This is a genomic window from Blautia sp. AF19-10LB (assembly GCF_003461245.1).
GTDB lineage: Bacteria > Bacillota > Clostridia > Lachnospirales > Lachnospiraceae > Blautia_A > Blautia_A intestinihominis.
The window spans coordinates 80,527-93,241 of record NZ_QTWS01000004.1 but is presented as its reverse complement, the minus strand read 5'-3'; the positions used below and the strand labels follow the sequence as shown (position 1 = coordinate 93,241).

Genomic DNA, 12,715 nt, shown 5'->3' with positions numbered 1-12,715 from the left:
AATAAATATTATGTACAGTGAAAAAGTTATGGATCATTTTCAGCATCCAAGGAATGTAGGAGAAATTGAGGACGCAAGCGGTGTAGGAACAGTTGGTAACGCAAAATGCGGTGATATCATGAGAATGTTCCTTGACATTGATGACGAAACACATATCATCAAAGAATGTAAATTCAAAACATTCGGCTGTGGTGCAGCAGTTGCAACAAGCAGCATGGCAACAGAGATGGTTAAGGGAAAAACGATCGAAGAAGCAATGCAGATCACAAACAAAGCCGTTATGGAAGCACTTGACGGACTTCCGCCGGTCAAAGTACACTGCTCCCTTCTTGCAGAAGAAGCAATCCATGCAGCTCTGTGGGACTACGCACAGAAACATAATATCGTGATCGAAGGACTGGACAAACCGAAGTCAGACATCAGCGAAGGCGAAGAGGAAGAAGAATATTAATTAAAAAGCGGCTGTGAGGGGAGAAACATCGAAACATCGACGGTAAAATAGAAATCACTGTTTGCAGGAAATTGACTGTGAACAAAGTGATCAGTAAATTGTGAGGTGAAATGTTGACAGGACTTACAGACGAACAGGTAAATGAACGGATCGAGCAGGGTAAGGTCAATGCGGACGAGAATCCGAATACCAGGACTTACAAGCAGATCGTCAGAGAAAACACCCTGACTTTCTTCAACTTCCTGAATCTGGTGCTCCTTATCCTGGTACTGATGGTTGGCTCTTACAAGAACGCGTTTTTTGTAGGGATCATCATCATCAATACTCTGATCGGAATCGCACAGGAGATCCGTGCGAAAAAGACGATTGACAAGCTGGCTATCCTGACAGCGAAGAAATCCATCGTCATCCGGGAAGGAAAGAAATGGACCGTTCCTACCGAAGACCTGGTACTTGATGATCTGGTCTGTCTCAAGACCGGAGATCAGGTTCCGGCGGATGCGAAGGTGCTGGAGGGCAGTGTAGAGGTCAATGAATCTCTCCTGACCGGTGAATCCGACAACCTTCCAAAGAACGTGGGTGATGAGCTTTTTTCCGGAAGCTTCGTGACATCAGGAGAAGCCTGCTGTCAGATCATTCATGTTGGCAAGGATAACTATGCAGCACAGATCACCAGCGAAGCGAAGGAATTCAAGCGTCATAACTCAGAACTTAAGAATTCCCTGAATGCGATCCTGAAAGTGATCAGTATCATCATCGTTCCGCTGGGCGCACTGCTGTTTTATAAACAGTACTATATTGTAGAAAATACGTTCAAGGCTTCTGTTGTGAGTATGGTCGCAGGTGTTCTGGGAATGATTCCCGAAGGTCTGGTACTCCTCACCAGTGTGGCATTGACACTGGGAGCACTGGTTCTGGCCAATAAGAAGACTCTTGTACAGGAGTTATACTGTATTGAGACTCTGGCAAGAGTTGATACACTCTGTCTGGACAAGACCGGAACAATCACTGAAGGAACCATGTGTGTAGGGCGTGTGGAGCCGTGGAGTGAGAGTCTTCTCAGAAATCTGACAGAAGACAAAGAAGAGCCAGACGAAGGCGGAATGCTCCAGGATCAGGAAATACAGCCGGAGAATGCTGAAACACAGAATCCAGATACCGGTTCGCAAACGGAAGCGGATCAGGCAGAAATCACAGACGAAACGGCAGTTCTGCAGGATATTCATGAAATTGAGGACATGATGGGAAATCTCATGTATGTTCTTAAAGATCAGAATGCAACGATTGATGCCCTGCGTAAACGCTTTCCAACCAAAACATCTATGACGCCGGAGCATATTATTCCGTTTTCTTCCGACAGAAAATACAGTGGAGCTGTATTTGTGGACAGAGGAACTTATCTTATGGGAGCGGCACAGTTCCTTTTTCCGGAGGGAAGAGAAGAAATCCTGGAAGTCTGCCAGAAATATGCACAGGAAGGACTTCGAGTTCTTACACTGGCACACAGCAGTCAGATGGCAGAAGGTACAGAACTTCCGGCTGATCTTGAACCGGTGGCACTTCTTCTTCTGACAGATGTGATCAGAGAAGAAGCTCCGGATACACTGAAATTCTTTGACAGCCAGGAAGTTGACCTCAAGGTGATCTCGGGAGATGATCCTGTCACCGTTTCTGCAATCGCGAAGCGGGCAGGTCTTAAGAATGCAGAAAGCTATGTGGATGCGACAACACTGGAAACAGAGGAAGATTTAGAAGAGGCTGTTTCGAAATACAGTGTTTTTGGCCGAGTGACACCGCAGCAGAAAAAAGAAATGGTACAGGCTCTTCAGAAACAGGGACATACCGTTGCCATGACAGGAGATGGTGTCAACGATGTTCTTGCTCTCAAAGAAGCAGACTGCAGTATTGCCATGGCACAGGGAAGTGATGCGGCAAAGAACATTGCCAACGTAGTTCTTCTGGATTCGAATTTTGCCTCCATGCCACATATCGTGAATCAGGGACGAAGAGTCGTGAACAATATCCGTACAGCGGCATCTATGTTTCTGATCAAGACTATGTTTTCTGTCATGCTGTCGCTTCTGACAATCTTTTTTGGAAACACGTATCCGTTCGAACCGATCCAGATGTCACTGATCAGTGCCTGTGCAGTCGGAATTCCAACCTTTCTTCTTGCACAGGAAAACAATTATGACAAGATCGATCATACGTTTCTCCGGCATGTGTTCCTGAATGCATTTCCGGCAGCAATCACTATTTCATCCTGTGTATTTGCGATCATGCTTGTCTGCCAGAATGTATATCATTCCAATGCCATGCTGAGTACGGCCTGTGTACTGGTCACAGGATGGAACTATATGGCAGCATTAAAAACGGTTTATGCACCATTGAATACCTACCGTAAGGTAATCATTTATGGAATGCAGTTTATTTTTTTTGCCGCGGCAGTCATGTTTCAGAAACTGCTGGCCCTTGGTTCCCTGGACTTCGGACTGATCATACTGGTATTTATCCTGATGACATTTGCACCGGTTCTGATCGATGTGATCACAAGTTGGCTCAAAGGGATTTATGCAAAGTCTCTGGATAAGGAAAAACCAGGAAAGTTTACAGGATTTGTGAATAAACTCAGTAAAAAAAATAAATAACGATAAGTAAGAAAACAGCATTGCAGCGTGAAGCTAGGATGCTGTTTTTTTTGCAAAATTTCGGCAGAATAGCTTTTGAAAAAACAAATTTGTGTAAAACCTATGCTAAGATGCTGAATATCAAAGAAAAGGAGGTGGAAAGAACAGAGGGATTTTTGAGGAAGATAGGACGAAAGACGATTACTGGAATTTAATCTGGGTTTCTACAATTGTATTTTGCGGAAACCCAGTTGAAATCCATGAAAACAGACCCGATACAAAAAAAGATGCCGAAAGTAAAAAGCTGTTTCTATTTAATGTATCACTTCATTTTTTTTGTTTCATTGATTGCATCAATCGTACATCGCAGATTAGATTCAAGCAGTGGATGATACTTGGGATCGACAGAATCCATAAGCAACATAAAATTATTTTTATGGACAGAATCATCATCAATACCCATAAGAATAAAATCGGAAGACACTCCCAAAACTTGGCAGAGTTTCTGGAGTGTGGATAAAGACATCCCTTTTTGACCGCATTCAATATACCCAAGAAAAAGAGTGGATATGTCCAGCTTTTCGGCAAGGGCTTCCCGGGAAAGATGAGCCTGTTTTCGTGCGAATCTGACCCGCTGCCCAATTTGAACGTTTAAGTCTTTTTTCAGCAGGAATCCCTCCTTTGAAATAATTATAAGATGATTATTCTTAATATTGTAAAAGGAATATAATTGACAAACAACTTACCGTTGGTAATAGAAAAAAATTACCAATAGTTGAATTAGTGGAAAAAATTCAAAGTATAAGTAATATATCAGAAGTCTTTTTATTTAATCAAAAAAATGAAATGTCATGTTTGTTTAATAATATTACTAATAGTAATATAAAATAGTTACTATAAGGTTGATTTCAACACACTAAAATTGTATAATAAACAAAAAAGAGAAACATATCTATTGCTTGTCCAAAAGATCGAAATCGGGCAATGCGTCTTCCGAATTGTATTACAAAAATCCTTTTACAAATAAGGAGTGAAAAAGAGAAATGTTTGACTTTAACAATAATTATCAGAAAATTCAAGAATTAATAAGAAATTATCGTACAATAAAGAGAAATGCAACGGAATTGTTTGATGAAAGAGAAATCTATAACCATCAGAAAGCAGAACTTTTTGCACGTTTTGGAAACAGATATGGAAATGTCGGGGACAGTGAGGCCAGAGTTTATACAGAACAGGAACTGACACAGTTGAGGCTCGAACTGGCGAACAGTGCGGGCTTATGGCCTCTTATTAAGAGTATGCTTGGATTTGGGAAAAGTCAGAGAGAGGTTTACCGGGAGTTAATGGGGAAACTGACGGGGCTTCTTAACTTTATGGAAGACCAGATTCGGGAATGTCGAAGTGAGGCTGATACAATCTGGTATAAGCTTCAGCAGATATCCGAGGAATATACACAGGCATATAAAAGTGCCATGTGTTATGGAGGATGTACCAGTGATTCTGACTGGACCAGTTATGTTATACCAGAAACTCTCGAGAATCCAAGAATTTTTCTGGGAGATCTCCTGAAACCTTTTATGACAGAAGAAGAACAGCGGGAACTGTCTGGTGATGGAAAGATTTTATTTAATCTGTGCAGGGATGGTGAGAAAATTGCTGTACCGTGGGGATTTTTATTGTCAGCACCGATACAGCTTCGCATTGACTATGGAACAAGGACCACAGACAGGGCAAGACAGATCCTTCAGTCAATCATTTATCAGACATTGCGCAGTATACCGCAGTACTATATGGAATTTCATTTTATGGATGCAGTTACATCCGGAAATGATTTCAGAGATTTTATCCGTTTACAGCAGGTAAAAAAGAACGATATTGTTATGCTGAACAGAAAGGTAACAGGTGGTTCCTATCATCTTGCACAGTCTTACCTTAAAAGTGAGGATATCAGCCGGGGACTGACAGCACTGGTGCAGAGGATGACAGCGGTTATTAATGAAAAGGCCGCCTATACAACTGTAACGGAATACAATGCGGAACAGGGAATGGACGCATGGATTCCATATCAGATGATAATCGTGCAGAATCTTCACGAAGGATATTCTGACAGTGATTTTAAGAATATCCAGTATCTGATCGAAAATGGAAGAAATCTGGGTGTCTTTGTAGTTATATTAAATAATGTAGACCGTTGGGAAAACGAATCCACACACAGCAGAAGACAAGATCTTGAGAGCTGTTTTTCAGCAGAGGCAATACAGAATCTTTTTCGGATTGATGTAGGGACAGATATTTCGTCAACATGTGTGAGGGGAGTCGAAAGTGATTTCCGACACTGGCAGACCGGTGGTTCTCATCTGGAATTTATCGAAAATATCGTAGAGCAGCTTGTGGCAGAAAAGAAGCTGGACAATGAATTTCAGCGTATTTTTGACATAAATGCTCCTTTCGGACAGATGGATTCCACAAATGGTCTTCATATTCCATTTGCAATCAACCAGAGAGGAGATATTATTTCATATTCACTTGGACAGGCATTGAATGCGCATGGTCTGATCTGCGGTGGTACCGGATCTGGTAAGAGTTCGCTTTTACATATGCTGATCAGTTCTATTGTGATGAATTATACTCCGGAAGACGTGGAAATCTGGCTGTCTGACTATAAGATTACAGAATTTTATTCTTACAAGACCAATACACCTCCACATATACGGTTTATTGGATTGTCAAAGACATCTGATTTTTCATACGCTTTTCTGGATAAGATCATAGACGAGATGAACCGCAGACAGACAATCATTGCACAGGCAGATTACGATTACAAAGCCGGAGGCGGTAAAAGCAATATTACTTCATTTGGTGATTACAGGAAAGTATATGGCAAGAACTCCATGACAAGACTGCTCATCATTGTAGATGAATTTCATGTGATGAGTCAGCATGCACAGCTGGAAACAGAATACAAGACAAAGCTGGAGAATATTCTGTCAGAGGCGAGAGCTCTTGGAATTATCCTGCTGCTTTCAGATCAGGCAATCGTAGATGGCCTGAGAGGACTTTCGGATAAGGGAAAGAAACAGATAAAAGCTAGAATCGCACTCTCTAATTACAAGGATGAACTAGAAGAAACTCTGAATGAAAAAGAAGCAGATAAAATTCGTTCTTTCATACATATGAAAGTCGGAGAGGTTGCGGTCCAGACGATTCAGGAAAATGAAGATCGTGAAGAGGTTCCGACAATCGAACGTGCCATGGCAATTTATATTAATGGAACGTGTCGTTATAATGTGAATGAGAAGGCAAGAACAATTTATCATGCAGAGGACTATGTGCCAGATGTTTTTGATGATCGTGTTGTGGATCCTATGAAAATCGAAGAGATCGATCAGTGGGAGAAGGAAAATGTGATTTCTCACAGAGATGGCAGCAAAGATATTCATATTTATCTGGGACGACCTGTGAATCTCGGATTTGCACTTCATTTTCCACTGCTTCAGCGGAAGGGAAATAATATCATGTGTGCTTCTGGAACGGAAGAACAGCAGATGCGTATTCTGAGAGCAATTATTTCAAGCTTCGCACGACAGTCCGACTTTTCAGTTGATATTATGGCAGACAGTTATGCAAGTGTATATCGTGAATACAAACCGGAAATTCTGGAATTTGGAAAAAATTATCCGGAGATAAGGGTGCATGATGATCTGGAAGATATCTGTTACAAAATCGTTGAAACATTAGAAATCATAAAAGACAGGAGTAATACCAGAAAACAACTGATCGTATGGCTTGGGCTGGATTCTATGGCAGACATTCTGGCAGATGAAAGAAACAAAAGAACACCTGTACTAAAAAAAGCAGAAGAGAAAGCAACGCAGTCGGAAGTATCGGAGAGCGTTTCTGAGGAAGAATCAGAAAAAACAGATTTTAATGACCCGGCACTGGACGAATTCAGTGCTCTGTTTGGTGATATGGATCTGTTTGGAGAAGAAGATATTAATGAAGAAGAGCCGGAAACCGGGAAAGAAGCACAGACCTCTTATTTATATGATGCCAGAAATGATATAGCCAGAATTATACATCTGGGACCTACATGTAATGTATTTAATCTGGTGATCTACGATTCAGCTTCTGCACTGAGAGATTTCAGAGAAGTAAAGACACTGGATTTCAATCACAAAATTGCATTTCCGATGAGTGATTATGAAGCGGGAGAATTTCTTGATCAGCCAAGACTGATAAGAGAACTTTCCGGACAGCTTGCATACTATCATAATGGAAGATCCGGAAACCGATTCGTTCCATACAAATTATAAACAGAAGAGGAAGGGGAAACAAAATGGTAGATATTGATCTTGAGACCGTCATCAACTTTTGTGATAAATTCGAAAAAGAATATCTGGAAATTCTGCATCAAAACGCACAAAGATTAAAGGTTGCTGCATCAAGTGTAACAGAAACTCTTAAAGGAACGGAAATGGCAACCAAGTCTTCTGTGAAGCTTGAAATGATTGCAGATGCATTGTATAAAGCCACACAAACAGGTGAGGAACGGATTTTGGAACTGAAAAAGAGAGCTCAAAGAGAACTTGATGAAAAAGAACGTATAGAAGGTCGAATCAGATAGGAGAGAATTGACATGGCTGGAAAGGTATTTGGAAATGCTTCAGAAGTAAGAAGCCTGGCGAAAATCACAAAGATGTGCATGGATGCAATTTCAGAAAACAATAACAGAGGAAGTACACTGTTGTCAACGATTGAAGGTGCTGAGTCTGATAAACTCTATGAGCAGGCAAAAGAGATTGTAGAGTATACAAAGAAAGTAGTAGAACTGGGCAAAGAACCTCTGGAGGATGTGAGTGGGGCTCTTGAGGAATATGCAGAATTTCTTGAGTCACATGGGAAACCCTGAAAATACATACAGATAGCAGGCTGATACAAAATGAGTGATGGAGTTTTAAAGTCAGATCCGGATGCAGTCTGGAATTATGTGGTTTCATTAAATGAGAATAAGGAATACGTTGATGAAGCTGTCAAAGGTGCAAAAGATGCACTGGAATCTCTGCTGCAGCGGCTGAACCAGAAACGGTCTTCTATTGCAGATAAGAGATCAGAGTGGGAAGATCAGATTCGTTTTTATGCAGATGAAAGCGAATCTGAGCAGGATCCGAAAAAACAGGAAGATTACAGGAAAAAAATAGAAGAAGCCAAAGCCAGGATAAGAAAGCTGGATATACAGGATGAAGAAATCATATCCATCATAAAAAAAATTCCTGACTATGTGGATCTGCTTACAAACGCACAAAGGAGAACTGGACGTTCATTTACAAAATCCAAAAGAATTCTGAATGCCTATCTCAAGATGGTAGAAGAATATAATGTAATGACCAGAATGAGGGAATGTGGATATAGTGGAACACCGGGAAAATACGGAGTAATGCAGTTTCGAGGAACTACATTTTACTGCAGTGGAAGTGCTTATGCACCAACAGAAGATAATCTGAAGCGAATGGAAAAGGGAAGAGCCCCGATAGGATACGATGGTGATCCGATAGAACTGCACCATCTGATTCAGTCCGAGAGCGGCAGTGTCGTAGAAATTTCAGGGAGCATGCACAGAGAGAATCATAAAACATTACATATTAATACGTCAGATATACCATCTGGAATTAACCGTTCCAGCTTTCAGATGCTCCGAAGTGCATACTGGAAGCGGCGGGCACAGACACTGAGGAAAGAAATGAGAAAATAAGATATGGACACAACAGTTTCTTATTATGTGAGAAAAAAAGTAAAAGATGATTTTGACAAGTGCAATTGGACAGACGGTGTGGGTAAGAAGTTTGAGGATGTTGCACTGACAGAAATGCTGAAAGCACTGGATGAACTGGAAACAGCACTGGAAGAAACAGAGAAGTTTTTTACAAACGCAGAAAGTATTCTGGCAGACACAAGACCGGAATAAGTGGGGAAAGACGAATGAAAGTAGTTCAGGGAAATTACCGACAATATCAGCTGGTAGATAAAACCAGAAAAAAGGATATAGATGGTATCAGATATCTTATTGCCGGTGAAAGAAACTTATGGGCAAAGCTGCTGAGAGATAAATCAGAGACCAAAAAAGCAGAAATTTATAACCTGATAACCAGAAATGGTTCTACAGGATTTGAGAGACCAATTGAATTACTGACAGATGAAAAAGGCAAATTTGTCGGATATACCTTTTATGGACCGGATATGGACATTGTCCCGGAAAAGAAACAGGATACGGGGATTCCGCCTGTTAATAATCCAGATATTCCGGACTTTTCGAAGCCGCCGGTTTCGACATCAGGATCAACGTCAGGAGTAACACAATTGATAATTCTTGTGGTTATAGGCGTTTTGATGCTTTTTATTATGAAAAATCTGCTGAACAGATATCTCCTGATTTTTATTTACGAGAATATTTCACAGGTGGCAGGTGAAGGATGTGCGAGACTTTCCTTTGATGGAATACTTCCGGGGGCTGTTGGAATTGCGGCACTGGTGCTGTATCAGCGCAAAACCGGAGGAGATATGGATACCATTCAGAAATACTGTTTAATGGCAGTATTAAGTTTTGCAGCAGGGGTTCTGATTACCTATGTGGTTATTGGTATAATCTGTGTTCTGGTAATTGGGATTTTCGGAGTGGTAAAAACCTATCAGTCGGTAATTTTTACAGTAATCATAGCGGCTGTGCTTATCAAAATGTTTTTGCCGGGTTGGAGAAGATAAAATATAATAACGAAATTCCTCTGTACAGAGGTTTCAATATAAAATTTACAAAAAAGGGGAAAAGAGTATGAGACACATGAAAAAAATTCTGACTGTTTTACTGGCAGCAGTGATGCTTATCTGTATGTCAGTAAGTGCAGTTTGGGCAGAAGGTGAAGAAGTGGCGCAGCAGACGACTGCGGATAACATGAGTTTTGATGTTATTTTTGCCATTGATGGAAGTGGCTCCATGAAAAAGTCAGATGCGTTGAAATTGAGGCTGACAGCAGGACGGCTGTTCACGGAAATGACATATTCTAACACATCAAGAGCTGGATTTGTGCAGTTCACTAATATTATTATGGATAGCCAGGGACTGACAGACCTGTCTACAGAAGACAGTAAAGCTTCATTCAGAGACCGCCTGTCAGGACTGCAGGATTCTGTAAAAGGAAGCTGGGATACAGATATTTCTCTGGGACTGACACAGGCTTTAAATCTGTTAAAAGAGGGTGATTCCTTCAATGGAGACAGAAATCCTATGATTATTCTTCTCAGTGATGGAAACACAGACCTTCCAAATGGACCGAGAACCGTAGAGGAATCCAATGCAGAATTGACAGGAACTCTTAGTGAGGCAGCTTCTCTTGGTGTTCCGATTTATTCTATTGGCCTTAACTATGATGGAAAACTGGATGTAGATTACATGCAGAATATTGCCAATCAGACAGGTGGAGCCTTTTATAATATCACTACCGCAACAGATTTCAACAAATATATGACAGATATTTTTGGAAATGTTGCAGATGGTGATCTGACAGGTCTGAATCCAGCGTATATAGATGGAAGATTTGTAACAGATTTTGTGATTGACAATGGCAGTGTACTGATGGCCAATATTGTTATTCTTACAGATAAAGGCGTAAGTGATCCGCAGCTTATAGATCCAACCGGAGCGGTGGTTCCTCTGGATGCAGACCATGGAGTGATTGTTTCGACGGATACTTCGGATGAGAATAAAGTATCGACGTATACGATCCTCAAAATCATGTATCCTGTACAGGGAGCATGGAAAGTCAGTGTAAAGGGTGAAGCCGACGATGCAGTACAGGTAAACCTTCTGACTACATATGATATTTCTTTTAAACTTCTCAACAGCAGGGATCCGATTGCAGGAAATGATATCAATATTTACGGAAAGCTTGTACGTGGAGATGAAAATATCACAGATTCAAACCTGCTTTCGGGAGCTATGGCAATCTGTACTATTATGGATAACAAGGGAAATATTGTCGGAGAGAATCTTCCGATGACTTACAATGAAGAAAAACATGTCTTCATTTGTAAAACGAATCTTGAAAAATCAGGAAACTACTATGTGACAGCACATCTGGAAGGCAAAGATGGAAGCTTCTCGAAAGAAGCTGCACAGTATCAGTTATCCATAGGAAGAGCCAAACTGACCGTATCTGGAAGACCAGATGTCAGCATGTGGTGCAATCCAATCAAAACAAAGGCCTCGGTTGATATCAGCCAGCATGTAAAGAGCGAGTCTCTTGCAGAACTGAACTGCAGTATAGAGGATAATGGAAATAATATTGTAACAGCAGATTACAACAAAGACACAGGAATGCTTAATATCACGCCACTGAGAACCGGCACAGGATATCTGAAGTTGATTTTTTCTGATGCATATGGTCAGAGTGCAGAGCTTACGGTATTCGTCACTGTAAAATCGTCCTGGATATGGTTTATTGTCGCATTTGCTATTCTGGCAGTGATTGTGGCACTGATTGCGGGTATTATGAAAGCAACAAAACCGGTGCTTAAGGATTCGGTAACCGTAGAACTTTCTTTACCGCCGATGCTTGCAAATCTTACACCGTCACCGGCAACACTGGCAATGCCAGCTAAGAAATCAGAGGTAATTCTCGGAAAACTGATTCAGGGTGATACATTTGCACAGAGCACCCTGGGAAATCCGATCATGCAGGCAGGACTGACAACACTTGTAAATAAGATCAAACTGGTTGCATGCAAAGGAGGCACAGTTACAGTAAAAATCTTACCGAAAACACCGGGAATGATCATGATCAACAACCAGAATGTGGATAATGCAAAAGGAATTTCTTACCCAATGAACAAGGGAGACAGAATTGCGATTCAATTCTCAACAGATGGAAATTCAATCAGTACAGTAACATTACAGCTTGGCGGAGAAGGTGGATGGGATGGCAATCCTGAACCATATCCTAATCCGTGGGATAATTCCCCAAGTGATAATCCATTTGGAAATGATAATTTTGGAAGCCCGTTTGGTGGCGGTGGTGTAGGCAATTTTGGTGATCCATTTGGTGGAAACACCGGAAATTCCGGAAATCCATTCGGCGGTGCCGGAGGATCTTATGGAAGTCAGCCAGGAGGCAGCAACATGGGTGGATTTGATGGAGGTCAGCCAGGAAACAACAGTGCAGATGATTTTGGCACAGGAAATATGGCGGGAAATCCGAATGATTTTGGAAATCCATCACAGGATGACTTCGGCAGTGCAAACGATAATGCCGGAGAAAACAATAACTTCGATTTCGGTGGCAACAGTTCTGATAATGGTTTCGGGGGATTCATCTAAAATCCCCCTCCCTAAAGGGAGACTCTAATCAGAATATGAAGCAAACATCGCCTGAAAAGGATACAGAAAATCTACTTCAAAGTTTATTGAAAGAAGCATCTTTGATATATAGTTCCAGGAACTATAGTTACGATAGGAAGGCTGTTATATTGTATGTTCCTGCATCTGTGGGGAAACTCTATGATGTCACAAAAATTTCTTGAAAAGAAGAATTGAAGAAATAAAAGCAACAGCTGTTTCAGTTGGAATTGATTTGCAGCCAGAGCGCAAAGA

Annotated in this window: 10 protein-coding genes; 9 read left to right on the top strand and 1 reads right to left on the bottom strand. The window is 41.2% G+C overall.

All coding sequences use genetic code 11. The annotated features are described in order from the left end of the window. The first annotated feature begins 10 nt into the window (after nucleotides 1–10). Entirely contained in the window at nucleotides 11–451 is a 441-nt protein-coding gene (gene nifU / locus DWX28_RS04105) for a Fe-S cluster assembly scaffold protein NifU (protein WP_022214975.1), read from the top strand. Between the two features lie 110 nt (nucleotides 452–561). Beyond that, the gene (locus DWX28_RS04100; RefSeq protein WP_118251933.1) at nucleotides 562–3,099 is read left to right on the top strand and encodes an HAD-IC family P-type ATPase; all 2,538 of its coding nucleotides are present in this window, start codon (nucleotides 562–564) and stop codon (nucleotides 3,097–3,099) included. Between the two features lie 301 nt (nucleotides 3,100–3,400). Here the strand turns inward: DWX28_RS04100 and DWX28_RS20725 are convergent, their stop codons facing one another. After that, nucleotides 3,401–3,721, bottom strand: a complete 321-nt coding sequence (locus DWX28_RS20725; RefSeq protein ID WP_373090108.1) for a helix-turn-helix domain-containing protein — start codon at nucleotides 3,719–3,721, stop codon at nucleotides 3,401–3,403. Between the two features lie 400 nt (nucleotides 3,722–4,121). Between DWX28_RS20725 and DWX28_RS04090 the strand changes: the two genes are divergently transcribed. From DWX28_RS04090 to DWX28_RS04060, 7 genes are all read left to right on the top strand, one after another. Continuing rightward, complete coding sequence (locus DWX28_RS04090) at nucleotides 4,122–7,391, top strand: FtsK/SpoIIIE domain-containing protein (protein WP_118251931.1); 3,270 nt, start codon at nucleotides 4,122–4,124, stop codon at nucleotides 7,389–7,391. A gap of 23 nt (nucleotides 7,392–7,414) precedes the next feature. Beyond that, nucleotides 7,415–7,702 carry a hypothetical protein gene (locus DWX28_RS04085; protein WP_118251930.1) on the top strand — a complete coding sequence of 96 codons (288 nt, stop codon included), beginning with the start codon at nucleotides 7,415–7,417 and terminating at the stop codon, nucleotides 7,700–7,702. Between the two features lie 12 nt (nucleotides 7,703–7,714). After that, entirely contained in the window at nucleotides 7,715–7,987 is a 273-nt protein-coding gene (locus DWX28_RS04080) for a hypothetical protein (RefSeq protein WP_118251929.1), read from the top strand. A gap of 30 nt (nucleotides 7,988–8,017) precedes the next feature. Beyond that, nucleotides 8,018–8,827: an HNH/ENDO VII family nuclease gene (locus tag DWX28_RS19505; protein ID WP_173902065.1), complete on the top strand. Its 810-nt coding sequence runs from the start codon at nucleotides 8,018–8,020 to the stop codon at nucleotides 8,825–8,827. A 3-nt stretch (nucleotides 8,828–8,830) separates the two neighbouring features. Then, nucleotides 8,831–9,040, top strand: a complete 210-nt coding sequence (locus tag DWX28_RS04070) for a hypothetical protein (RefSeq protein WP_118251928.1) — start codon at nucleotides 8,831–8,833, stop codon at nucleotides 9,038–9,040. Between the two features lie 14 nt (nucleotides 9,041–9,054). Continuing rightward, entirely contained in the window at nucleotides 9,055–9,834 is a 780-nt protein-coding gene (locus DWX28_RS04065) for a hypothetical protein (protein ID WP_118251927.1), read from the top strand. 67 nt (nucleotides 9,835–9,901) lie between these two features. Beyond that, the gene (locus tag DWX28_RS04060; RefSeq protein WP_118251926.1) at nucleotides 9,902–12,442 is read left to right on the top strand and encodes a vWA domain-containing protein; all 2,541 of its coding nucleotides are present in this window, start codon (nucleotides 9,902–9,904) and stop codon (nucleotides 12,440–12,442) included. Nucleotides 12,443–12,715: the final 273 nt, after the last annotated feature.

Bases quoted from the DNA above. Each gene is read 5' to 3' on its own strand.
- DWX28_RS04085 (WP_118251930.1), top strand. From the start codon at position 7,415: ATGGTAGATATTGATCTTGAGACCGTCATCAACTTTTGTGATAAATTC.
- DWX28_RS04080 (WP_118251929.1), top strand. From the start codon at position 7,715: ATGGCTGGAAAGGTATTTGGAAATGCTTCAGAAGTAAGAAGCCTGGCG.
- DWX28_RS04065 (WP_118251927.1), top strand. From the start codon at position 9,055: ATGAAAGTAGTTCAGGGAAATTACCGACAATATCAGCTGGTAGATAAA.
- nifU (WP_022214975.1), top strand. From the start codon at position 11: ATGTACAGTGAAAAAGTTATGGATCATTTTCAGCATCCAAGGAATGTA.
- DWX28_RS19505 (WP_173902065.1), top strand. From the start codon at position 8,018: ATGAGTGATGGAGTTTTAAAGTCAGATCCGGATGCAGTCTGGAATTAT.
- DWX28_RS04060 (WP_118251926.1), top strand. From the start codon at position 9,902: ATGAGACACATGAAAAAAATTCTGACTGTTTTACTGGCAGCAGTGATG.
- DWX28_RS04100 (WP_118251933.1), top strand. From the start codon at position 562: ATGTTGACAGGACTTACAGACGAACAGGTAAATGAACGGATCGAGCAG.
- DWX28_RS04070 (WP_118251928.1), top strand. From the start codon at position 8,831: ATGGACACAACAGTTTCTTATTATGTGAGAAAAAAAGTAAAAGATGAT.
- DWX28_RS04090 (WP_118251931.1), top strand. From the start codon at position 4,122: ATGTTTGACTTTAACAATAATTATCAGAAAATTCAAGAATTAATAAGA.